The 21007-nt window shown below is 59.2% G+C and carries 24 protein-coding genes; 12 read left to right on the top strand and 12 right to left on the bottom strand.

Annotated features, from left to right (window positions below; translation table 11 throughout):
- Positions 1 to 359: 359 nt before the first annotated feature.
- Complete coding sequence (cysK, locus tag EOL43_RS08190) at positions 360 to 1427, top strand: cysteine synthase A (protein WP_133487391.1); 1068 nt, start codon at positions 360 to 362, stop codon at positions 1425 to 1427.
- 84 nt (positions 1428 to 1511) lie between these two features.
- On the opposite strand, the gene EOL43_RS08185 is transcribed toward cysK, so the two are convergent.
- Positions 1512 to 2099, bottom strand: a complete 588-nt coding sequence (locus tag EOL43_RS08185) for a hypothetical protein (RefSeq protein ID WP_133487389.1) — start codon at positions 2097 to 2099, stop codon at positions 1512 to 1514.
- 219 nt (positions 2100 to 2318) lie between these two features.
- On the opposite strand from EOL43_RS08185, the gene EOL43_RS08180 reads away from it, so the two are divergent.
- Entirely contained in the window at positions 2319 to 3227 is a 909-nt protein-coding gene (locus EOL43_RS08180; protein ID WP_133487387.1) for a DMT family transporter, read from the top strand.
- 86 nt (positions 3228 to 3313) lie between these two features.
- The gene (locus tag EOL43_RS08175; RefSeq protein ID WP_133487385.1) at positions 3314 to 4615 is read left to right on the top strand and encodes an FAD-dependent oxidoreductase; all 1302 of its coding nucleotides are present in this window, start codon (positions 3314 to 3316) and stop codon (positions 4613 to 4615) included.
- Here the strand turns inward: EOL43_RS08175 and EOL43_RS08170 are convergent.
- Positions 4597 to 5298 carry an NAD(P)H-binding protein gene (locus EOL43_RS08170; RefSeq protein ID WP_133487383.1) on the bottom strand — a complete coding sequence of 234 codons (702 nt, stop codon included), beginning with the start codon at positions 5296 to 5298 and terminating at the stop codon, positions 4597 to 4599. The two genes, EOL43_RS08175 and EOL43_RS08170, sit on opposite strands and share 19 nt — an antisense overlap.
- Before the next feature lie 95 nt (positions 5299 to 5393).
- Here EOL43_RS08170 and EOL43_RS08165 point away from each other — a divergent pair, with 95 nt between their 5' ends.
- From EOL43_RS08165 to EOL43_RS15340, 3 genes are read left to right on the top strand one after another with little or no spacing between them, the layout of a single operon-like run.
- Positions 5394 to 6059 (top strand): TetR/AcrR family transcriptional regulator, encoded by a 666-nt coding sequence (locus tag EOL43_RS08165; RefSeq protein WP_205669536.1) that lies wholly within the window; start codon positions 5394 to 5396, stop codon positions 6057 to 6059.
- 48 nt (positions 6060 to 6107) lie between these two features.
- Positions 6108 to 7031 carry a homocysteine S-methyltransferase family protein gene (locus tag EOL43_RS08160; RefSeq protein WP_133487379.1) on the top strand — a complete coding sequence of 308 codons (924 nt, stop codon included), beginning with the start codon at positions 6108 to 6110 and terminating at the stop codon, positions 7029 to 7031.
- A gap of 44 nt (positions 7032 to 7075) precedes the next feature.
- Entirely contained in the window at positions 7076 to 7243 is a 168-nt protein-coding gene (locus EOL43_RS15340) for a hypothetical protein (protein ID WP_166636217.1), read from the top strand.
- A gap of 84 nt (positions 7244 to 7327) precedes the next feature.
- Here EOL43_RS15340 and EOL43_RS08155 read toward each other — a convergent pair whose 3' ends face one another.
- The 3 genes from EOL43_RS08155 to EOL43_RS08145 all read right to left on the bottom strand — a co-directional run bounded on the left by EOL43_RS08155 (position 7328) and on the right by EOL43_RS08145 (position 10076).
- Positions 7328 to 8215 carry a DMT family transporter gene (locus EOL43_RS08155; protein ID WP_133487377.1) on the bottom strand — a complete coding sequence of 296 codons (888 nt, stop codon included), beginning with the start codon at positions 8213 to 8215 and terminating at the stop codon, positions 7328 to 7330.
- 13 nt (positions 8216 to 8228) lie between these two features.
- The gene (locus EOL43_RS08150) at positions 8229 to 8639 is read right to left on the bottom strand and encodes a MarR family winged helix-turn-helix transcriptional regulator (protein WP_133487374.1); all 411 of its coding nucleotides are present in this window, start codon (positions 8637 to 8639) and stop codon (positions 8229 to 8231) included.
- A gap of 201 nt (positions 8640 to 8840) precedes the next feature.
- Positions 8841 to 10076 (bottom strand): aspartate kinase, encoded by a 1236-nt coding sequence (locus EOL43_RS08145; protein ID WP_133487373.1) that lies wholly within the window; start codon positions 10074 to 10076, stop codon positions 8841 to 8843.
- 181 nt (positions 10077 to 10257) lie between these two features.
- Here EOL43_RS08145 and EOL43_RS08140 point away from each other — a divergent pair, with 181 nt between their 5' ends.
- Both EOL43_RS08140 and EOL43_RS08135 read left to right on the top strand, forming a co-directional pair.
- Positions 10258 to 10716 carry an Lrp/AsnC family transcriptional regulator gene (locus EOL43_RS08140; RefSeq protein ID WP_166636215.1) on the top strand — a complete coding sequence of 153 codons (459 nt, stop codon included), beginning with the start codon at positions 10258 to 10260 and terminating at the stop codon, positions 10714 to 10716.
- Positions 10716 to 11333 (top strand): LysE family translocator, encoded by a 618-nt coding sequence (locus EOL43_RS08135; protein WP_133487371.1) that lies wholly within the window; start codon positions 10716 to 10718, stop codon positions 11331 to 11333. The genes EOL43_RS08140 and EOL43_RS08135 overlap by 1 nt, the downstream gene beginning before the upstream one ends.
- Positions 11334 to 11362: 29 nt before the next feature.
- Here the strand turns inward: EOL43_RS08135 and EOL43_RS08130 are convergent, their stop codons facing one another.
- The 7 genes from EOL43_RS08130 to EOL43_RS08100 all read right to left on the bottom strand — a co-directional run bounded on the left by EOL43_RS08130 (position 11363) and on the right by EOL43_RS08100 (position 17630).
- On the bottom strand, positions 11363 to 12058 hold the full coding sequence (locus EOL43_RS08130) for a hypothetical protein (protein ID WP_133487369.1): 696 nt from the start codon (positions 12056 to 12058) through the stop codon (positions 11363 to 11365).
- 87 nt (positions 12059 to 12145) lie between these two features.
- Positions 12146 to 12790 carry an SDR family NAD(P)-dependent oxidoreductase gene (locus tag EOL43_RS08125; RefSeq protein ID WP_133487367.1) on the bottom strand — a complete coding sequence of 215 codons (645 nt, stop codon included), beginning with the start codon at positions 12788 to 12790 and terminating at the stop codon, positions 12146 to 12148.
- Between the two features lie 60 nt (positions 12791 to 12850).
- Complete coding sequence (locus tag EOL43_RS08120; RefSeq protein WP_133487365.1) at positions 12851 to 13303, bottom strand: GNAT family N-acetyltransferase; 453 nt, start codon at positions 13301 to 13303, stop codon at positions 12851 to 12853.
- Positions 13304 to 13368: 65 nt separating this feature from the next.
- Positions 13369 to 13851: a DUF1178 family protein gene (locus tag EOL43_RS08115; RefSeq protein WP_133487363.1), complete on the bottom strand. Its 483-nt coding sequence runs from the start codon at positions 13849 to 13851 to the stop codon at positions 13369 to 13371.
- An 88-nt stretch (positions 13852 to 13939) separates the two neighbouring features.
- Complete coding sequence (locus tag EOL43_RS08110; RefSeq protein ID WP_240686496.1) at positions 13940 to 14410, bottom strand: NUDIX hydrolase; 471 nt, start codon at positions 14408 to 14410, stop codon at positions 13940 to 13942.
- Between the two features lie 211 nt (positions 14411 to 14621).
- Positions 14622 to 16337 (bottom strand): methionine--tRNA ligase, encoded by a 1716-nt coding sequence (metG, locus tag EOL43_RS08105; RefSeq protein ID WP_133487360.1) that lies wholly within the window; start codon positions 16335 to 16337, stop codon positions 14622 to 14624.
- A 69-nt stretch (positions 16338 to 16406) separates the two neighbouring features.
- Complete coding sequence (locus EOL43_RS08100; protein WP_133487359.1) at positions 16407 to 17630, bottom strand: MFS transporter; 1224 nt, start codon at positions 17628 to 17630, stop codon at positions 16407 to 16409.
- A 183-nt stretch (positions 17631 to 17813) separates the two neighbouring features.
- Between EOL43_RS08100 and EOL43_RS08095 the strand changes: the two genes are divergently transcribed.
- From EOL43_RS08095 to tatC, 4 genes are all read left to right on the top strand, one after another.
- The gene (locus EOL43_RS08095; protein WP_133487358.1) at positions 17814 to 18905 is read left to right on the top strand and encodes an ABC transporter ATP-binding protein; all 1092 of its coding nucleotides are present in this window, start codon (positions 17814 to 17816) and stop codon (positions 18903 to 18905) included.
- Positions 18906 to 19121: 216 nt separating this feature from the next.
- Positions 19122 to 19337, top strand: coding sequence for a twin-arginine translocase TatA/TatE family subunit (locus EOL43_RS08090; protein ID WP_133487357.1), 216 nt, complete (start codon positions 19122 to 19124; stop codon positions 19335 to 19337).
- Positions 19338 to 19361: 24 nt separating this feature from the next.
- On the top strand, positions 19362 to 19961 hold the full coding sequence (gene tatB, locus EOL43_RS08085) for a Sec-independent protein translocase protein TatB (RefSeq protein WP_133487355.1): 600 nt from the start codon (positions 19362 to 19364) through the stop codon (positions 19959 to 19961).
- Positions 19958 to 20908 (top strand): twin-arginine translocase subunit TatC, encoded by a 951-nt coding sequence (gene tatC / locus EOL43_RS08080; RefSeq protein ID WP_133487353.1) that lies wholly within the window; start codon positions 19958 to 19960, stop codon positions 20906 to 20908. Before tatB ends, tatC begins: the two co-directional genes overlap by 4 nt.
- Positions 20909 to 21007 lie beyond the last annotated feature (99 nt).

The following is a 21007-nucleotide window of genomic DNA, read 5'->3' as shown; positions in this document are numbered from 1 at the left end:
CTATCCCTGTGTGCCACGGCGTCTTTGCTGTCCCGTTCGCCAAGACACGCGCCGTTTGATCAAGCCTTATCCTAGCGGCTCGCTGCCACCTATGCCAGAAACTCGTTACGTCCACATCAGCAAAAACCTGCGTGTTTTTGTCCATCCTACGTTTTGCCTGCATATTGCGCGGCCCGGCCACCGATTGTGCGGAACAGAAATGTGCCGCGTTGGCGGATTCCGGGACGATGCGACGGGCACCAATCGCGATGCGTGAATTTCAGTCTTTTTCGCGCGGGTCGGGTTTTGGCTGTGCGGATCGCGGCTTAGGTTTAAGCTCAAAGAACAATGGAACTCGTGTATCGCGAAAGGACAATTCCATGGCACCTCGACAGACCAATGGGCGCGGCACGCGCTATGACAGCATTCTGGATACCGTGGGCGACACCCCGGTCATCCGCATCAACCGCATCGCGCCCGAGGGCGTGAACATGTTTGTGAAGATGGAAGCCTTCAACCCGGCGGGCTCTGTCAAAGACCGTCTTGCGCTGAACATCATCGAAGCCGCCGAAGCCTCGGGCGCGCTGAAACCCGGCCAGACAGTGGTCGAAGCCACCTCCGGCAACACCGGCATCGGCCTTGCCATGGTCTGTGCAGCCAAGGGATATCCGCTGGTCGTGACCATGGCCGAAAGCTTCTCGGTCGAGCGGCGCAAGCTGATGCGTTTCCTTGGCGCGAAGGTGGTTCTGACCCCGAAAGAGCTGAAGGGCTTCGGTATGTATTCCAAAGCCAAAGAACTGGCCGAGGCAAACGGCTGGTTCCTTGCCAGCCAGTTCGAAACCGACGCCAACGCCGACATCCACGAAAACACCACCGCGCGCGAGATCCTTGCCGATTTCGAGGGCGAGCGGCTGGACTATCTGGTCACCGGTTACGGCACAGGCGGCACCGTGACGGGCATCGGGCGCGTCCTGAAGAAAGAGCGTCCCGACACCAAGATCATCCTGACCGAACCGGCCAACGCGGCGCTGGTCGCCTCGGGCTATGTGAATACCCGCAACGAGGCACACCAGCCCACCGAAGGCCACCCGGATTTCAACCCGCACCCCATCCAAGGCTGGACCCCGGACTTCATCCCCCACGTCCTGCAAGAGGCGCTGGACAACGGGCTTTATGACGAGCTGACATCCGTCCCTGGCCCAGAGGGCATCAAGTGGTCGCAACGTCTGGCCGCCGAGGAAGGCATCTTCGTCGGCATCTCGGCCGGCGCGACCTTCGCCACCGCGATCGAGACCGCGAAATCCGCCCCCGAAGGCGCCAACATCCTCGTCATGCTGCCCGACACCGGCGAACGCTACCTGTCCACACCGCTGTTCGAAGGCGTTGAAGAGGTGATGAGCGACGAGGAGCTGGAAATCTCGCGTTCCACGCCTTACGGGCAGATGTAAGCGCGACGCGATAAATGAAGAGCAGCCCGCCGGATTGGTGGGCTGTTTTTGTTTTATGTCGGAAGGACGCAACTTAGCTTGTTTTCAAGCAGCATTCGAATCCGATAGTCGTTGCCAGAATTCAGACAGCCTCGACTTATGGAAATCGTCCTGAACGAGTGTAAGGCATTCGTCGAAGCGCGCTGCAGCAGCGTCCTTGCCTTGCGTGACCCATTCGATAGCTACAAGTCGTTCGGCATAGCCTCCCCCGATGGAAATACCCTCTTTGATACCTGCGATAATCGCCTCTGTATCGCAAAGCTCCAGAAGCTGTGTTTCTGGAATGGCTTTCACGTCTTCCAGAATCTGCGGAATGACCGATGCTTTGCTTTCGTTACTTCCGATTGTGTACCGGTGACCCTGATTGAGCATGCGCGCCGATGTGAACGATGACGCGAACCCTTGTTTCAATCCGAACCCGACGGCAACAAGTTTTTCGACCTCTCGCCAGTAACAGTTCGCATAGATGTCAACCATCAGGGGGCCGAGTTTGATCTTAGAGGAGCCAACGCTCAGACATAGATACTTGCCCTCGCCAAGCTCTTTAGCAGCCAAGTTTTTTCTACGCGTGGTGAAACCAAGCTCGGAGAAGGATTGCGTAATTTCAGAGATAGTCGAATTCTGCCAGTTCAACTCACACCCCAATTTTGACAATGGTCGGCTCTAGACGTAGCAGCATCAATAGTGGGCGGTCAGATCAGAACGCCAGAGGTTATCGCCTTTGAGTGGTTATCTGGTTCAAAGATGTGGCTGGATTGTCATTCGAGGCTATTCTCAAAACCACAAGAACCGGATTGGCCTACGCGGCAAATCCAGCCATCCCTATGGGGCAATACCACAGGAACTCGCTCAATGCCCCAACCTTCCCTCCAAATGGACCGCACCGCATGGATCATGCTGCTCGCTTTGGCTGCCGTTTGGGGTGGGTCGTTTTTCTTTGCCGAGGTCGCGCTGGGCGAGGTGCCGCCACTGACCATCACGCTGCATCGCGTGGTCTGGACCATTCCCATTCTGGCGGTGATCGTCGCGATGAAACGCATTCCCGTGCCGCGTAACCCGCGTATCTGGTTGGGCTATCTGGGTATGGGCGCGCTGAACAATGCGATCCCGTTTTCGCTGATTTTCTGGGGGCAGACGCAGATTGAGAGCGGGTTGGCCTCGATCCTGAATGGCACTACGGCCATGTTCGGCGCAGTTGTTGCAGGGGTGCTGCTGGCCGACGAACCTCTGACCGGTCGCAAGATCGGAGGCGCCCTTCTGGGCCTCATCGGTGTTGGCGTCATCATGGGGCCCGAGGCCGTGTCTGGCTTCAACCCCGCCAACCTCGCGCAACTGGCCATCCTTGGCGCCGCGCTGTCATACGCCTTCGCCAGCGTCTGGGGGCGGGTCATGCTGGCTGGCCAGCCACCGCTGATGAACGCGCTGGGCATGGTCACCGCCAGCGCCCTGATCATGGCCCCCGTGGTCTGGATGGTGGACGGCGCACCGGCCCTCGCGCTGACCGCACCCACGTGGGGAGCCCTTCTGGGCCTCGCCGCCCTGTCCACCGCACTTGCCTACGTCCTCTACTTCGCGATCCTTGTACGGGCAGGGGCTGCGAACCTGATGCTCGTCACCCTTCTGATCCCGCCCTTCGCCATCGGGCTTGGTGCGATGTTCCTTGGCGAACGCATCGGTCCTGAAGCATGGGCGGGCTTCGCCATCATCGCAGTGGGGTTCGCGGTGAATGACGGGCGGGTGTTTCGGGCGCTTCGCCGTTAGCAGATCGACCTGCCTGCGCTTTGCAGCTTGCAACGGCGCTACAATGCCTCTCTAGTCGGCGATGAAACGAGGCATCGGGGGCTGACATGTCACACAACAACTTTGACAAGGATGTTCTGGTTATCGGAGGCGGCACAGCAGGATTCGGCGCCGCAGTCGCCGCTGGTCGCCAAGGGCTTCGCGTGATGCTTCTGGAGGCTACCCAGAAGGTCGGCGGCGTCATGGCGTTCTGTCCCGGCATGCCATGGGGCGGTGGCTATCCGGTCGATCAGATCATCGGCGGGCTGATGGAAGAGCTGACAGACCGCCTTGCCGCAATGACCCCACCTGCCGCCGAGAAACGCCCCTGCACGTTGGAGAATTTCGGGCCCGAGATCCTGTATGACCATGACATCGCCACCCTGACGATGTTCGAGATGCTTGAAGAGGCAGGCGTTGAGGTCCGGCTGGGAGCGACCGCGCTGACGCCGCATCTTGAAGGGGACAAGATCGTTCGAGTGGAGTGCTACGATCGAAACGGACCGTTTTCGGTCACGCCCGGCATGGTTATCGACTGCTCGGGCGACGGGGACATCTCGGCCAAGGCGGGCGTCCCTTATGCGCTGGGCGATGCGTCGGGCAACATGATGGCGGTCACGATCTCGTTCCATATGGTGGGCGTGGATTGGGATACGGCCTTCGCCGATCCCGATCCATACTTCCAAACCCACGCTGCGCGCGGCATCGCCGAGGGGCGCCTGCATCCCGACCTTGCGCAGCTTTACCTGATGCGCGGGTTTCATGCGGGCACGGTGTTTTGCAATTCCGTGCATATCCGCAACGTGGACGGGACCAACCCGGTGGACGTCGGGCGTGCCACGCAAGAGGGGCGGCGGCGCTGCCTGCAACTGGCCCAGTTCCTGCAGAGCGACGTGCCGGGATTTGAGAGCGCACATATGTCGCTGCTCTCGCCAACCGTCGGCGTGCGCGAGACACGTAAGTTGGAGGGCGTGTATCGCCTGACCAGCGCTGATCTTGCCGCTGCTACGAAGTTCCCGGACGGCATCGTGGCTTGCGACAATCCCATCGACGATGTGATGCGCTCGGACGGGGACATGACCCATCACGCGGCGATCTCGAATGGTGACTACTACACCATCCCGTTTCGGTCGCTGATCCCAGCGCGGATCGAGAACCTTATGTTCGCGGGGCGCATTCTGTCTGCAGACCCCGTGGCCTTTGCCTCGGTCCGTGGGATGCCACAATGCATGGTGATGGGGCAGGCGACAGGGACCGCCGCCGCCTTGGCGCTGCGCGATGGCCAACCCGTTCAACGCATTGTGACGGACAAGCTGGTCGCCGCACTGACTGTCCAAGGGGTCAATCGACTTCAGACCGCAGGCGCATAGGCCCGCGCGCTTTCCGTTCCCGCCCCACAAATCGCCGGAGCCTTCCCGATCAGCGCGTCGTTTCGCAGTGCCTCGACCATGAACAGCGCAAAGTCGATCCGGCGGGTTTTGTTCGAGGCCAACGCCGGGTCCTGCACGTGTTCGGACCAGACCGGCAGTCCTTGGCTCTCGCCTTCCTCAAGGTCCGATCCGCGCACCACGGTCCATTTGGTGTCTGACTCGAAGATCAGATCGCAAGCCAGCACTTGGTCGTCGATCTCGACAAAGCGCAGCCACCGGGTAAGCTTCGTCGCCACTGCAAGCAGCGTGCGGAAGGTCCACGAATACTGATCCTTCCCGTCCAACGTGATGTGCCAACCGCAGGAAAAGATCAGACGTGCGTCTGGTTCCGCGAAATCCATCACGGCTTGTGCGGTGCCGGACGAATACTGCTGCACGCCCCAGGGCGCCAGCACGGTTAACACGCCCTCGCAACCCTTCACGGCCTGCCGGATCACCGCGCGATCATTGGTTTTGCCGGGGTAGAGCGTGATGCGGTCGCCATGCTCGGCCATCACCGCGTCCAGCTTCCCCACGCTCTTTTCCCGGCACACGCCGTTGACGTGATAGCCGCGCTCCAGCGCGTGTTTCAGCATATATTGTCCCAGCTTGCCGGATATCCCGACGATGCAGATGCGTTTCATATCCTTGATCTTTTACTTACAGTGTAAGTTAACTTGGGGCTTGATATAAACTTACACTGTAAGTAAATCAAGAAGGGGCAATGAGGAGGGCGCAAGTGGCTCGGAAATCAGGGAAAACATCAAAGCTGACGCGTGAGGTGATCCTTGCCGCAGCGGTGAAACTGGCGGACGAGGCCGGGTCCGATTCGCTGTCCATGCGCAAACTCGCCGCCGCGCTGGGGGTCGAGGCGATGTCGCTCTACAACCACTTCGCCAACAAAGACGCGCTTCTGATGGGCATGGCTGATTGGGCCATCGCGCAGATCCCGCTGCCCAATCCGGACAGGCCGTGGCAAGACGAACTCCGCGCCCGCGCCCACAACGCCCGCGCCGTATTCAAACGCCACCCGTGGACGATCCAGCTGATGGTGTCGCTGCCTAATACCGGCCCCAACGTGCTGGCCTATGTCGAGGCGACGCTGGCGGTGATGACCAATGCGGGCTTCGATCTGATCGACGCCGACCACGCTTGGAACCTGATGGACAGCCACATCTATGGCTTCACGCTTCAGGAGTTAAACTTCCCCTTCGCGCCCGAAGACTACGCCGAGGTCACCCAAGCCCACCTCCACCTGATCCCCGCCGAGACCTATCCCAATCTGCGCGCCATGGCCGAGAGAGTCGCCGCGCGCGAATATGACGGACTGCACAATTTCGCGCAGGGGGTAGAGTTGATTATTGCGGGGTTGGAGGGGGAGAGTGGCGTTTTGCCGGAAAGCTGATCGCTGCTATCATCCAAGACTACACCAGATGAAGAATAGGTGCAGGACATGACAAGGAAGTTGCCACATGACAGTGACAGGAAATTCCTAGCTTACACAGGTACAGGGACCGATCTGATATTTAATCACGGTTTGGATCTGCCGGGATTTGCTTCTTTTCCTCTACTCGAAAACTCAGAAACCCGGAGTATTCTTGCTGGGCAAATGCACACGTTGATCCAATTGGCGAGCGAAATGGATGTCGGGTGTATTCTCGATACGCCAACATGGATGGCGAACGCTGATCGAGCGGCGCCTTTGGGATACGGCGACGAACGTCTTGCCGGCGTCAATCGGGATGCTGCGTCCTTAATGGATGATGTGCGCCGATCGGCGGGGCGCGAAGACATTTTGGTCTCGGCTTGTATCGGACCATGTGCCGATCCCTACGCAAAGATGTCTGTGATGTCTGTGGATGAGGCACGCGCTTATCACACTGCGCAACTTTCTGTTTTGCGCGAGACCGCCGTAGATATGGCGACCGCCTATACATTCAACCGACGCAGCGAAGCCGCAGGATGTATTCTGGCAGCACGTGACGTAGGGCTGCCAATCGTCATGTCATTGGTCGTCGAAACTGATGGCTGCCTTGCAGACGGTACACCGCTTACAGACGCGATTGATCAGATAGACGCAGATAGTGGGAGCAGTGCTGCTTACTTCATGGTTAACTGCGCTCACCCATCACATTTTGCCGGGTCGCTTAATGCGCATCCAAGGTTGCGCGGCGTTGTGGCAAATGCTTCGCGCTGTTCGCATGCCGAGCTCGATGAAGCTGAGAAGCTTGATGAAGGCGATCCGCGTCAACTAGGTCGCGAAATCGCAGATATTGTGAAAAGCAACCCGGCCATAACGGTGTTTGGCGGGTGTTGCGGGACTGACATGCGTCATCTGAAAGAGATGGTGCGCGCGTTGAGTGGTGACCTAGAATAGCTAAGCTTTTGGGGTCCTCCCTCCAAAAACCGATCTTCCCCTTCATGCCTGACAATAGCGTCGAGATCACCCAAGCCCACCTGCACCTGATACCGGCTGAGAACGTTCCCAACCTGCGCGCCATGGCCGAGAAGGTCGCCGCCCGCGAATATGATGGGCTTCACAACTTCGCGCAGGGGGTGGAGTTGATCATTGCGGGGTTGGACGGGTAAGGGGCGGTGTGCGCAGTTTTCAAAGTTGTTTCACGCTCTGCTGTGGTAGTCAGCTTTGCGGACGAAGCCGCCATTGGGCCAATGTCAACTTTGCGAACTTGGCCGCTTATTAACCAGTATGACACCAGCGAAGATGAGCGCGGTGGCAACATAATCCAAAAGGACGATAGCTTCCCCAAGGAACAACGCGCCTAAAAATAGAGCCACGACTGGCGGAACATAGGTGAGTGCCGAAGCACGAACCGCACCGAGCTTTCCAATGACGTAATAATACAGGACGTAGGCCAACCCCGTTCCGAGGAAACCAAGTCCAAAAACAAGAACCGCGAATGAAGTCGGATCATCGGTAAGCGTGCCAAGCCCGGTCATATCAGTCACCGTCAGCAAGATCAGGGCCGCAAACCCTAGCTGGTATGTTGTGAGTGCGGCAGGAGGTAGGTCGAGCGGTGTGACGAACTTGCGGGCATAGACGAAGGAAACGCCAAGGCTGAACGACCCGAGCACCATCCAAAGAACCCCCAAAAGATAGCTGTCACCGAGCCCACCGGATAGTGGCTTTGCGATCAAGGTCACGCCAATCAATCCGACAAGCAGACCCAAAACCCGATTGGCGGTGAGCTTTTCTTGCGGTAGGAACAGCACCGCTGCAAGCAGCGAGAAGAGTGGAATTGATGCGCTAACCGCGCCTGCCAATCCGGATTGCAACAGAGCCGTGCCTTCTGCGAAGCCGTAAAAATAGAGTGCGGCAGCTAGGCACGCCATCACGATGAAATGCAGGCTATGCCTTAGATGCGACAGCTTTAGCTGTCTCGTGACCAAAGCGTAGACCGCGACCGTCAGAAATCCTGCAACCACCCGTACCAATACGACCTGCATGGGTGTCACTGCGTCGGTTGACCACTTGATGAACACAAAATTGGTGCCCCAGATCAGCCCAAGGAGAAGCCAGGCCAACCCGGCGCGATTGATCATGGAGTGTCTCACGTTAAGCTGACAGTTTTGCGATTGCATTCAACGCGCGCTGGAAATCGGGGCGCTCAGCCAACGCGACTTCGTTCAGAACGCGCTCTTGAGCCTTGGCCCAAAACGGCATGACTCGCTCGATTGTACTGTGCCCTTCAACGGTAAGCTTCGCGACCTTCGACTTCCCTGTAGGAGCGCTTTCGACATGTACAGCTCCATTTTCAATCAAGGGTTCTATCGTCCGATAGAGCGAGGTGCGTTCCATCGCGAGATCGTCCGCTAGGTTCGACAAAGAAAGTGGGCCATGGCGTTCTAAGGCCCTTAAGATGGAAAGTTGTACGATGCTGACGCCCGTCTCGGACAAGGCGTCTTGGTAGTGTCGGAAAAGGACGCGGTTTGCCTTTCTAACGGCTGTAAAGATGCATTGATCCATCGCAGACTCGCTGTGCTGTAGTTACATCATGTATCTACATCATGAGAAGTCAGTTTGACAAGCTTCTTACCCAAATCAGAGAAAGCCGACTCTGGTGATTGCGCAGCATTTGGTAGGTTTGGGCTCAAAGCGGACATTCAACAAAAACGGCCCCGCATTTCTGCGAGACCGGTTCGGTTCCGAACCCTAAGGGTCGTACTCTTACGCTTTCTCCAGCTCGAACGCGTCATGCAGCGCCTGCACAGCCAGTTCCATGTATTTGCGGTCGATCAGGACCGAGATCTTGATTTCCGAGGTGGTGATCACCTTGATGTTGATGCCCTCGTTTGACAGCACGTCGAACATCTTGGCGGCGATGCCAGCCTGCGAGCGCATGCCGATGCCCACGATCGAAACCTTGGCCACGTCCTGATCCGCCACGATGTCGTGGAAGTTGATGTCACCAGAAGCTTTCGCTTCCGACATCGCCTTTTCAGCGCGCGCCACCTGATCCACAGGGCACGAGAACGTCATGTCCGTGCGACCCTCTTCCGAGATGTTCTGCACGATCATGTCCACGTTCACGCCAGCGTCTGCCAGCGGAGTGAAGATTGCCGATGCGATGCCGGGGCGGTCAGCCACCGAGATCAGGGTCATTTTTGCTTCGTCGCGGCTGTAGGCGACGCCAGAAACTACATTGCTTTCCACGATATCCTCCTCGTCGCAGACCAGCGTGCCTGCTTCCGGGTCATATTCTTCAAAACTGCTGAGAACCCGCAGTTTCACTTTATAGCGCATTGCCAGCTCGACCGAGCGGGTTTGCAGAACCTTGGCGCCCAGCGACGCCAGCTCCAGCATTTCCTCGAACGCGATCTTGTCCAGCTTGCGTGCCTTGTCCGAGATGCGCGGGTCGGTCGTATAGACGCCGTCCACATCGGTATAGATGTCGCACCGTTCGGCATCAAAGGCGGCAGCGAAGGCCACGGCAGTGGTGTCCGATCCGCCGCGGCCCAGTGTTGTGATCCGGCCATCATCTGCGATGCCCTGGAAGCCCGCAACAACAGCAACGCGCATACCTTCGCCGAACTTGGCCATGATGTTGTCGGACGGGATTTCCTCGATCCGCGCGGCCGAGTGCACGCCGGTGGTTTTCACCGGCACCTGCCAGCCCTGCCAGCTGCGTGCGGGCACGTCCATTTCCTGCAGGCGCAGAGCCATCAGGCCCGCGGTCACTTGCTCGCCCGAGCTGACCACCGCGTCATATTCGCGTGCGTCATACAGATGCGAGGTTTCGTTCACCCAGCCCACCAGCTCGTTGGTCTTGCCCGACATGGCCGAGACGATGACGATCACGTCATAGCCATTGGCCACCTCACGCGCGACCCGCTTCGAGGCCCGGTGGATCCGATCCAGATTGGCGACCGATGTGCCGCCGAATTTCATCACCAGAATAGGCATTTTCGCCCCAGTCCCGTCTTATCCACTTGCGTTCGCGCGTGTTTAGGGCGTGCGGGGGCTGGACGCAAGTGTGGATGGGATAGGTGATATGGCCGGTGAAGTTTGTCGGATGCCGCAAAAAGTACGGTGATATTGGTGAAATAGAAAAAATAAATTGCAAAAACCGTTATGGGCCGTATGAATGTCGTCCGTGGATAAAATTGACCTTAAAATAATCGAAATGCTCGCCGCTGATTCCCGCCGCTCGCTTGCCGATATCGGGAACAGCGTCGATCTAGCCCCCTCAAGCGTGAATGAACGCATCCGGCGGCTGGTGGCGTCGGGCGTCATTCGCAGGTTTACGGTCGAGGTCGATCCGGCCGCGCTGGACCGCGCCACGCAGATCTATGTCTGGGTCGCTCTGCGCGAGGATGCGGACGAAGGCGCGTTCAGGGAATTCGCCGGAACGGACCCCCGAATTGAAGAGTGCCATCACGTCACCGGGGCGTGGTCCTATCTGATCAAGCTGCGGCTGAAGGATGTCTCGGCGGTCGAAGAATTCCTGTCCGACCTAAAATCTGCCAACTTCCTTGGCCGTAGCGAAACCGTGCTGGCCTTGTCGTCGCCGGTCGAGGCAGGCGTGATCCCGAAAGGTGCGTGATGGTCGAGCTTGCCCTGTTTCTGAAAGCCCTACTTCTGGGTGTCGCGGTCGCGGCCCCGCTTGGCCCCATCGGCGCCTTGTGCATCAACCGTACGCTTGAACGCGGGTTCTTCGCGGGCGTTGCCGGGGGCATCGGCACCTCGCTGGCGGACGGGCTTTATGCCAGCCTCGCCGCGATCGGTTTCGCCGCGTTTTCCGTGTTCCTCGCCCAGATTGACACGCCGCTTCGTCTGGTCGGCGGGGCGTTCATGCTGTGGCTGGGCTATCAGAGTTTCCGCCCCAAGCCGCCGCGTCACGCGGCCAAAGTCTCGGCCCGTGATCTGGTTGGCACCATCGCCGCGACTTTCGTTCTGACCATCACCAACCCGATGACCATCCTGTCCTTCGCGGCACTGTTTGCCGGGCTGGGTCTGGCCGCGACCAGCGGATATGCCGCTGCGCTTCCAGTGGTGATCGGGGTGACGCTCGGTTCGCTCCTCTGGTGGGTCACCCTCAGCGGAGGCGTCGCGCTTGCCCGCCACAAACTGCCAGACGGGTTTGCCCTCTGGGTGTCACGCCTGTCTGGCATGATCCTGATCGGGTTCGGGATCTGGGCTGTATCGTCGGTCGCGATCTAGGCAAAGCTGCGCGCGCGACGCCCTTGCCGTTACAGATCGAAAACCGTCACCCACTCGCCGTTCTGCGCCTGGCAATCATGGTTCCGAACAAGATGACGCGCGACTGCCCGCATATGTGATGCGCCATAGACAACCCCGATGACCTGCGTGGTGTCTCGCTGTTTGGCGATCTGATCGTCGATCACGCGGATCAAATGTTGATCCCTGCGCTCCAGCACAATCTCGTCAATCGCCCGCGCGTCATCATCGAGCAAAAGATCCTCGCGGCTTTCCAGCATCTGCGTGTTGATATGGCGCGCCATCAGGCGGCGCGTACCAAAAAACCTCAGGTAAAGCCCGAAGAAATATGCCCCGACAGGAAGCACAAACCGGTTGAAAAACGATAGCTTTCTCCAGTGTTCGTCGAACGCCTCACCTTCGATATCCGCACGGACCAGCCGTTCCTTGACGTGTTCCAACGCCATCTCGCGTTGCCCAACCAGCCCCAGCCGAGGGTTTCGCGTAAGTTGCATATAGGCGCGGGTCAGTCTTTTGCTGAATTTGCTGCTGACACCCTCGTACAATATGACATCGCACTGAGACAATCGCTTGGACACCTCTGCGTAAAACGAAGGCTGCGCCACGTGGATCATGGGAAACAGCAGCACGCGATGGCCCTTTTGCGGGTTTTCGAGTGTCCAGATGGCGCTGCGCACCCCCAGTATTGATCTTTCGATGAACTGCATCTTGCCCCAGCGCCGTCCTAATTCTTCTTTACGTATTTAACAACGGTGTTAGCGTGGTGATCTGATCGTAAAGTATCCGCTCCTACCTCAATACGGATGCTCCCGACCATCCCACGTCTCGAAACACCCGGTGCTATCCATCGACAAAACCGCGAACCGCTTGATCAATCCGCTGGCCGAGGTTTCGGGATCTATCTCACCATCACTGCCGCCCATATCTGTGCGGACCCAGCCGGGGTGGTAGATGCCAACCGCGACACCGTCATCCGCCAGATCCGCGGCCAGATTGCGGCCGAGGTTCAGCGCGGCGGCTTTGGATGCGCGATAGATGTAGCTTCCGCCCGGCGCACGGGTGTGGCTGGCCATCTGGGACGAGATGATGGCGATCTTGCCCTTGGCGTCCTGCACATTCTCCCAAAGCGTCTGGACGGTTAGAAACACGCCCGTGACATTGGTCGCAAACCCCTCGGCCCACATCTGGGCAGGGTAGCCAAGGGGCATTTCCTCGAACTTGTCTGGATAGATGCCCGCGTTACAGATCAGCAGATCAACCCCTGCGGTGCCAACCGCGTCTTGCAACCCTTGGAATGCCTGAGGGTCGGCTACATCCAATGCGACCAAATCGCCTTCGCCGCTGCGCGAGGTTCCGATCACCTCGTGCCCGTCTGCCCGATAGCGATCATAAAGCTCTTTGCCGATGCCGCGGCTGGCCCCTGTAATGACGATGCGCATGTGAACTCCTTTAAAGGGCATTTGAACGGTGTAGAAATGAGGCGATCAGATCGCGCGGCCCTAGTCCTTCTTCGCGTATTTAATAAACGGCGTCCGCGTGGCGACTTGATCGTAGAGCATCCGGCCCTTGTAGTTGAACTCTTGCGTCAGCCAGTAGGTGCCCGAGCTGCCATTGTCCTTGGCGATGGTGTGGACGGCTTCGATCAGCTTCCGGCCCACGCCACCCCCGCGCAGGCTGGGATCGACATAGAGGTCCATCAGGTAGCAGGTGTTCTCGATGCTCCACATCGAGCGGTGAAACAGGAAATGCGTCAGGCCGACAAGCGTGCCGTCTTGCTCGGCCACCAGCCCTTGAAACTCGCCGGGGTCGCCCGACAGCATCCGCGCGAACGAGCTGTCATAGACCGTGTCGTCCAGTTTGGTCTCGTAAAAGTCCAGATAGGCCGTCCACAGCGCGCGCCAGGCGGGTTTGTCGTCGGCGCGAATGGGGCGGATGATGATGGTGTCGGGCATAGCGGCGTCCTGCAATGGGTGTCGTTGGCGACAGCCTAGCCGAATGCCCCATGATCACAAGGTGCCTAGTTCACCTTGCGGGTCGGTGTGAAGGGCAGGGGCAGCACGGGCACCCCATCCTCGATCAGTTCCTTGGCGTCTTCCAGCTTGGTCTCGCCATAGATTGCACGTTCCGGAGCGTCGCCCAGATGCATGGCGCGGGCTTCCTTGGCGAAATCCTCGCCCACGTAATCGCTTTCAGCCTCGACCTTGGCACGTAGTTTGGCGATTTCTGCTTCGATCTCGGCCTGCACTTCAGGGGGCGGCGCCACATGCGGGGCGGGGGCGGACGGGGCGGGCGCAGGGGCCGTTTCGGGAGCCGCGGGCTTCGCCGCAGCGCTGCGTGCCGGGCGCACTTTGGGGGCCATCAGCGACTTTTCCACCTTGGTGGACCCGCAATCCGGGCAGGCGACGTGACCCGCCGCCTTTAACGCATCAAAGGCGTCGGCGTTCTGGAACCAGCTTTCAAACTTGTGGTTCTGGTCACATTTCAAGGCGTAGCGGATCATGGGGCGCGTGCGTCCAAGTGGTGTCGTGTTAACGATATATGAAACTCGGCGCGGGCTTGTGCAAGACCCCAGCGATGTGTGCAGAAGGTCAGCGCAGCGCCTTTGGATCGAAATCTTTGATGATCTGGCGCAACTCAGGTTCGCCCACCATCTGAGCGGCTTTCTTGGGGCTGACCCATTTGCGGCGGCGTTCGTGCTTTTCTGGATAAGTCTTCAGCTGCTTCTTCACTTTCAGCGGAAACACCGCCACCACACAGGGCAGTTTCTCACCCGCAAAGCCTTTGTCATAGGCATAGAAGCCCAGAACCTGATGGAACAATTTACCTTCGACGCCAGCCTCTTCATAGGCTTCGGTCGCGGCCGCTCCGGCAGGGGTTTCCCCGTCCATCGGCCAGCCTTTGGGGATTATCCACCGCCCGGTCCCGCGCGAGGTGATCAGCAGGATTTCGACTCTGCCATCATGGATGCGGAAGGGCAGTGCGCCAAACTGGGTGCGCACGGATCGCTTGTCAGATAGCGACAGCCGGATCGGCTTCTGTTTGCCCTTCGCAATCGTCAACTTTTTACCGCTCGTTTTCCCCATGGGTCCGGTCAACTTACCCGGTTATTGTTGTTCTTTCTTAAAGATAGCGGCTTTCCAGGTGAAATAAAGGAAAAATGGCTCATGTGGTGCAGTTGTGGGCATCTGGCCCCATATCCTGCGCCGAATGTGCACAAAGAACGCCCCGACCGTTGGGCGAAGCGTTTTGAATGTCGTGATGGGCGGGATCTTAGTCGCGCGTGCCCGCGAAGCGTTCCTGCCATTCCTCGCGCTGCTCGTCAGCGATCTTGGCGAAAAGGTTCTCGGGTACAGTGAACGCGTGGCCCGCTTTCAGCGTGTCCAGTGCCTCGGCCACGTCGCCCGGCCAGTCCATGTCGGTGTTCATCGCCGTGCGAAGGGTTTCAGCCGCATCGGGGATGAACGGGGCGGACAGAACCGCGTAAAGACGGATCAGGTTCAGAGCCAGACGGATTTGCGCGGCGGCCTGATCGGGGTCGGTTTTAAAGGTCGCCCACGGTGCGGCGGCTTGCAGGTATTCGTTGCCTGCCACCCAGATCGAGCGCAGCTCCTGCGCGGCTTTGCGCACGTCCATCGCCTCCATGTGGCCCTCGTAGGCGCGGACTTTGGTGGTCAGATCGGCGATCAGCGCGCCCTCGGCCTCGCCGTATTCCCCACCTTCCGGCACCGCTTCCGAGAATTTCGAGCGGCAGAACTTGGTCACGCGGCTGACGAAGTTGCCCAGCACGTCGGCAAGGTCTTTGTTCACCGAGGTCTGGAAGTTCTCCCATGTGAATTCGGCGTCCGAGTTCTCGGGCGCATGGCTTAGCAGCCACCAGCGCCAGTAATCTGCGGGTAGGATTGACAGCGCCTGATCCATAAACACGCCACGGCCTTTCGAGGTCGAGAACTGGCCGCCATCATAGTTCAGATAGTTGAACGATTTGATGTAATCGACCAGCTTCCACGGCTCTTCCGAACCCATGATCGTCGCGGGGAAAGACAGGGTGTGGAACGGCACGTTGTCCTTGCCCATGAACTGAACATAGCGCACATCATCGGCGCCCTTGTCGGTGCGCCACCAGCGCTCCCAGAACTCGGGGCCTTCGCCTTTTTCGTCTGCGAGCTCGGCAGTCGCGGCGATGTATTCGATGGGCGCGTCGAACCAGACATAGAAGACCTTGCCTTCCATGCCGGGCCAATCTTCGTCACCCTTTTTCACGGGCACGCCCCAGTCCAGATCGCGCGTGATGCCGCGATCTTGCAGCCCGTCGCCATCATGCAGCCATTTCTTCGCGATCGAGGTCGTCAGCACGGGCCAATCGGTCTTCTGGTCGATCCACGCATCCAGTTTGTCCTTCAGCGCGGATTGCTTCAGATACAGGTGCTTGGTTTCGCGCACTTCCAGATCGGTCGAGCCCGAAATGGCCGAGCGCGGGTTGATCAGGTCGGTCGGATCCAGCTGCTTGGTGCAGTTTTCACATTGGTCGCCACGCGCGCCGTCATAGCCGCAGTTCGGGCATTCGCCCTCGATATAACGATCCGGCAAAAAGCGCCCATCGGCGTTGGAATAGACCTGCTTTTCGCTCACTTCCTCGATGAACCCGTTATCCGCCAGCTTGCCCGCAAAATGCTGGGTCAGCTTGTGGTTTTGCGGGCTGGATGAGCGTCCGAAGTTGTCAAAGGACAGGCGGAAGCCCTTAGCGATTTCGGCCTGAACCTCGTGCATCTCGGCGCAGAACTCGGCCACAGGCTTACCGGCTTTCGCGGCAGCCAGTTCAGCAGGCGTGCCGTGTTCGTCGGTCGCGCAGATGAACATTACCTCGCGGCCCCGGCAGCGGTTATAGCGGGCGTAAAGGTCAGCTGGCAGCTGTGAGCCAACCAGGTTTCCAAGGTGCTTGATCCCATTGATATAAGGGATTGCCGAAGTGATGAGGACGCGGTTCATGTGAGCTCCCAAAACGTGTTTGGGGCCGTATACGACATGCCCCGTCCCATGACCAGAGGGTCAGGTGCTTCAGCCCCGATCCCGAAGCTTGCCAAAGAGCCGCCCCATCGAGAACGAGGTGCGCGGTGTATAAGTATAGGGTGTGCGATCTTCGCTGGTCGGGCGGCGGCGCATCCGGGCCACGCTGAAGACGACAAGGACCACATGGCCAAAGGCGACCATGGCAAACAGGGCGGGCGGGCCGAAGCTTTCGATCAGGTTCGACGCGAGTAGGGGCGAGGCAATGGCCCCCACTGCGTAATAGAACATCAGCGCGGCAGAGAGCTCGATCCGTTCCTCGGTCGAGGCAAAGTCGTTTGCGTGTGCCGCCGCGACCGAGAAGATCGGGAAGGTGGTAAAGCCGAACAACCCTGCGGCAAGAAACACGCCCGCGACACCGGATCCGGCGGCCAGCACCGTGATCCCACAGCTGGCAATGGCGGCGACGGACAGCCAGATTAGCACCCAGCGGCGGTCGTACCGGTCGGCAAGCCATCCTGTCGGGAACTGTGCAAAGGCGCCCCCAAGAACGAAGGCGGCCAAAAACCATGCCAGTTGGTGCGTCTCAAGCCCAACCTCGTTGCCATAGATCGGGCCGACCATCCGAAAAGCAGCGGTTGTGATCCCCGACGTCACCACTGCCGCCACCGCCAGAGGAGAGCGCCCCCAGGCCAGCGCTGGGCGCAACCGCGGCGCGTCGGGGGTATGCGGCTCTTGGGTAGGGGTCAGGACCAAGGGCAAGATCGCCGCGCAGCAGGCAATGGCAAGGATGTTGTAGCTGACATAATGGGCGGGTTCTAAAACGGCGATCAACAGCTGGGCGCTGAGCGATCCGCCCAGATCCACGATGCGATAGCCTCCGGTCAGGCGTCCGCGTGTTTCGTTCGTGACGCGTGCGTTGATCCAGCTTTCAATCACCGTATAGCTGCCCGCGATGCACAACCCCGTCGCCATCCGCATCACTGCCCAGGCATAGGGGTCGATCCAAATCATATGCGCCAACAGCCCAATGGCCCCCAGCGCGGCAAAGCCCGCAAATGTGCGGGCGTGTCCGACGGCCCCCATCAGGCGTGGCGCCCACCAGCAGCCCACGAAAAAGCCGATGAAATGCGCAGAGCCAAGCAGACCCACCTGAGACTTCGTGAAGCCCAGCGTTAACCCGGACACCGCGTCCAGCGGCGCCGCCCCGCCCGAGCTAAGCTGAAGCAGCACGACGGACAGCAAAAGTGGGGTGAAGCTTAGAAACAATCGCATGGGGCACCTCGCGTCCCTTCAGCTTGGCAGCTTTGGCGCGCGTCTCCGTTCTGTCCGCGACCTCTTGCCCCTTTGGCTGTCGTTTTTCGCTGTTTCGCTTGCGGGGCGTCGGGGGGGCTGCTAAGCGAGGGAAACCTGATGGAAACAATAGGATTTGCGTCAGAAGGCGGGAAGGCACAGCGGATGGACATGACACCCAAAAGCACGGCGCGGTTGGAAGTGCGCGGGTTGAAGCGCAATTTTGGCGGGCTGGATGTTGTGCGCGAGGTCTCGCTGTCGCTTGAGGCTGGCCAGGTGACCGGGCTTCTGGGACCGTCCGGCTGCGGTAAATCCACCACGCTGCGGATCATCGCGGGTGTCGATCGCCAGACCGAAGGCGAGGTTTGGATCGATGGCGAAATGGTTGCAGGTCCCGGCGTGTTTGTCCCGCCCGAAAAACGCCATATTGGCTTGATGTTTCAGGACTTTGCCCTGTTCCCGCACCTGTCTGTCGGCGATAACGTCGCCTTTGGTCTGACCGGCTCGCGGACAGAGAAACGTCAGCGAGTGCATACGCTTCTGGACAAGGTCGGGCTGGGTAAATTCGTCGACAAATTCCCGCACGAGCTGTCGGGCGGCGAACAGCAACGGGTCGCTTTGGCGCGCGCGCTGGCGCCTAAACCCTCGATCATGTTGATGGACGAACCGTTTTCGGGTCTCGATAACCGCCTGCGCGATGGGATCCGCGATGAGGCGCTCAGCATCCTGAAAGAGGAAGGCGCCGCCGTCCTTCTGGTGACGCACGAACCTGAAGAAGCGATGCGCATGGCCGACGAGATCGCCCTGATGCGCGCGGGCCAGATCGTGCAGCGCGGTGCGCCCTATAACCTTTATAATGCGCCGGTCGATCTTCAGGCTGCCGCTTTCTTTTCTGACGTCAACGTAATCTCGGGGACGGTGGACGGTGCGCTAACCCAAACCGCGTTTGGTCAGTTCCTCGCCCCCGGCGTGCCGGACGGGTCAAAAGTGGATATCGTGATCCGCCCTCAGCACCTGAAAATTGATTTTGACCGTGGCGGCGTCGGCCCCAGCCCCACACCCGATCACGGCGTTTGGGCGCGCGGGTTGGTCAAGCGGGCGCGCTTCATCGGCAAGGAAAGTCTTGTGGAATTCCAGATGGAGCGGGATGGAAGCATCCTGACGGCCTCGGTCCCGTCTGTGTTCCTGCCCAAACCGGAAACGCCCCTTTGGATCGCCATCCGCCGCGACCGCTGCTTTGTGTTTCCGCGCCGCTGACGTGACAGAATCGCCGCGCACCCGATGATCAAATTCGGCCCCTTGGTGGTGACTTATCTGACAGCTTGCTGACATCACGCGTCAGATATCGCGAAAACCCTGCCGTTTTCGCAGTTTTTTCCCTTTGGGGCTTTGAACTTCCCGCGCGACACAATAAATGTTCAGGGCGACATATATGCGAAAGCTGCAATAAGCTTTCGGACTAGGGAGAAAAATATGCTCAACAATATCGGCCTTCCGGGCCTTCTGCTGATTGCCGTCGTGGTGCTGGTTCTGTTCGGCCGCGGCAAAATCTCGTCGCTGATGGGCGAAGTGGGCAAAGGCATCACCGCCTTCAAGAAAGGTGTTGATGACGGCAAGAAGGAAATCGAAGACGAAGCCGCTTCTGTTGCCAAGGACGTGACGCCCGAGGGCGAAAAAGACAAGGCGTAAGCCGCCTAAGGAAAGGCGCTGCCTATGTTCGATATCGGGTTTACCGAGCTTCTGGTCATCGGCGTGGTGGCCTTGATCGTGGTGGGTCCAAAGGACCTGCCCGGCATGTTCCGCACGCTTGGTCGCTTCACGGCGCGTGCGCGTCAGATGGGACGCGAATTCACGCAGGCGATGAACGACGCGGCGGATGAAAGCGGCATCAAGGATGTCTCCTCGACACTGAAATCGGCCACATCGCCCAAGTCGATGGGGCTGGATGCGTTGAACAAAGCCGCTGAAGGGTTCGAGAAATGGGACCCCTCCAAAGCCTTGCGTGACCAGAAGGAAGCAGACGCTGCCCTGAAAGCCAAAGAGGCCGAAGAGCGCGCGAAGCTGGCGGAAGACACCACCAAGGTTGCAGAGAAAATCAGCGCTGCCAGCGCGAAGCCTGCCGCCAAGGCAAAGGATGATGCGGCAGAGAAACCCGCAGCCAAGTCCAAACCCGCCAAGAAACCCGCTGCGAAAAAGTCAGCCACCAAGAAGGCGCCCGCCAAGAAACCAGCCGCCAAGAAACCAGCCGCCAAGAAACCGGCTGCGAAGAAACCGGCGGCCAAGCCCAAATCCACGGACACATCTGACGCATGAGCGACACTGACGAGATCGAAGACAGCTCGGCCCCGCTGATCGAGCATCTGGCCGAGCTGCGCACGCGGCTGATCCATTCCGCGATCGCTTTCATCATTGGTATGGTGATCTGCTTTACGGTCTGGAACCCGATTTTCAATTTCCTGACGGACCCGCTGTGTTCGACTATGGCCGAACGTGGTCAGGCCGATTGCGGACTGATCCTGATTAAACTGCAAGAAGGCTTCTTCGTTGCGGTCTCGATCTCGCTCTTCGGTGGGCTGGTATTGTCCTTCCCCTATATCAGCTATCAGCTGTGGCGCTTTGTGGCGCCGGGCCTGTACAAGAACGAAAAGAACGCGTTCCTGCCGTTCCTGTTCGCCTCGCCGGTCATGTTCCTGTTGGGCGCAAGCTTTGCGTTCTATGTGGTCATGCCGCTGGCGTTCGACTTCTTCCTTGGCTTCCAGCAATCCGGCAATGTCGGCGAAACCGGGGTCGAGGCTTCCATCGATTTCCAAGGCTCGGTGCAGGAATATCTGCGCCTGTCGATCAAGTTCATCGTGGCCTTTGGCCTCTGCTTCCAGCTGCCCGTGCTGCTGACCCTGATGGGGAAGGCCGGTCTGGTATCGTCGCAAGGTCTGGCCGATGTGCGCAAATACGCCGTCGTGGGCATTCTGGTTCTGGCCGCTCTGGTCACGCCCCCCGATGTCATCACCCAGATCATCCTGTTTGTCGTGGTCTATGGCCTTTACGAGATTTCGATCCAGCTGGTGAAGCGGGTTGAAACCAAGCGCGAGGCCGATCTGCGGGCCCAAGGCCTCTGGTTCGACGACGAGGACGAGGAAGCCGAAGACGAGTTGATGGCCGAGTTCGACGAGGACGAGGATGACGAAAGTGACGACGACCCCGATGGTGGTCCGGATGATGATCCCGAAGATGATCCGGGGATGGTCGAAACTGGTCGCTGATCCCGCATAAGTAACAAGACACCAAAGCGCGCCCATCGGGCGCGCTTTTTTCATCTCCCCGATGGCTTAGACCTTTAAAAGCCGCCCCATCCGCGCTTT

This window comes from Aliiroseovarius marinus, from assembly GCF_004360145.1.
GTDB lineage: Bacteria > Pseudomonadota > Alphaproteobacteria > Rhodobacterales > Rhodobacteraceae > Aliiroseovarius > Aliiroseovarius marinus.
Note: the sequence above shows the minus strand (reverse complement) of the source record. Positions and strands in the feature narration are given on the sequence as shown.

Excerpts from the sequence above, each read along its gene's own strand:
- EOL43_RS08140 (WP_166636215.1), top strand. The coding sequence starts at position 10,258 with ATGTCGTCCGTGGATAAAATTGACCTTAAAATAATCGAAATGCTCGCC.
- metG (WP_133487360.1), bottom strand. The coding sequence starts at position 16,337 with ATGAACCGCGTCCTCATCACTTCGGCAATCCCTTATATCAATGGGATC.
- EOL43_RS08160 (WP_133487379.1), top strand. The coding sequence starts at position 6,108 with ATGACAAGGAAGTTGCCACATGACAGTGACAGGAAATTCCTAGCTTAC.
- EOL43_RS08180 (WP_133487387.1), top strand. The coding sequence starts at position 2,319 with ATGCCCCAACCTTCCCTCCAAATGGACCGCACCGCATGGATCATGCTG.
- EOL43_RS08095 (WP_133487358.1), top strand. The coding sequence starts at position 17,814 with ATGGACATGACACCCAAAAGCACGGCGCGGTTGGAAGTGCGCGGGTTG.
- EOL43_RS08125 (WP_133487367.1), bottom strand. The coding sequence starts at position 12,790 with ATGCGCATCGTCATTACAGGGGCCAGCCGCGGCATCGGCAAAGAGCTT.
- EOL43_RS15340 (WP_166636217.1), top strand. The coding sequence starts at position 7,076 with ATGCCTGACAATAGCGTCGAGATCACCCAAGCCCACCTGCACCTGATA.
- EOL43_RS08175 (WP_133487385.1), top strand. The coding sequence starts at position 3,314 with ATGTCACACAACAACTTTGACAAGGATGTTCTGGTTATCGGAGGCGGC.
- EOL43_RS08120 (WP_133487365.1), bottom strand. The coding sequence starts at position 13,303 with ATGCCCGACACCATCATCATCCGCCCCATTCGCGCCGACGACAAACCC.
- cysK (WP_133487391.1), top strand. The coding sequence starts at position 360 with ATGGCACCTCGACAGACCAATGGGCGCGGCACGCGCTATGACAGCATT.
- EOL43_RS08145 (WP_133487373.1), bottom strand. The coding sequence starts at position 10,076 with ATGCCTATTCTGGTGATGAAATTCGGCGGCACATCGGTCGCCAATCTG.
- EOL43_RS08090 (WP_133487357.1), top strand. The coding sequence starts at position 19,122 with ATGCTCAACAATATCGGCCTTCCGGGCCTTCTGCTGATTGCCGTCGTG.
- EOL43_RS08130 (WP_133487369.1), bottom strand. The coding sequence starts at position 12,058 with ATGCAGTTCATCGAAAGATCAATACTGGGGGTGCGCAGCGCCATCTGG.
- EOL43_RS08150 (WP_133487374.1), bottom strand. The coding sequence starts at position 8,639 with ATGGATCAATGCATCTTTACAGCCGTTAGAAAGGCAAACCGCGTCCTT.
- EOL43_RS08115 (WP_133487363.1), bottom strand. The coding sequence starts at position 13,851 with ATGATCCGCTACGCCTTGAAATGTGACCAGAACCACAAGTTTGAAAGC.
- tatB (WP_133487355.1), top strand. The coding sequence starts at position 19,362 with ATGTTCGATATCGGGTTTACCGAGCTTCTGGTCATCGGCGTGGTGGCC.
- tatC (WP_133487353.1), top strand. The coding sequence starts at position 19,958 with ATGAGCGACACTGACGAGATCGAAGACAGCTCGGCCCCGCTGATCGAG.
- EOL43_RS08100 (WP_133487359.1), bottom strand. The coding sequence starts at position 17,630 with ATGCGATTGTTTCTAAGCTTCACCCCACTTTTGCTGTCCGTCGTGCTG.
- EOL43_RS08135 (WP_133487371.1), top strand. The coding sequence starts at position 10,716 with ATGGTCGAGCTTGCCCTGTTTCTGAAAGCCCTACTTCTGGGTGTCGCG.
- EOL43_RS08170 (WP_133487383.1), bottom strand. The coding sequence starts at position 5,298 with ATGAAACGCATCTGCATCGTCGGGATATCCGGCAAGCTGGGACAATAT.
- EOL43_RS08155 (WP_133487377.1), bottom strand. The coding sequence starts at position 8,215 with ATGATCAATCGCGCCGGGTTGGCCTGGCTTCTCCTTGGGCTGATCTGG.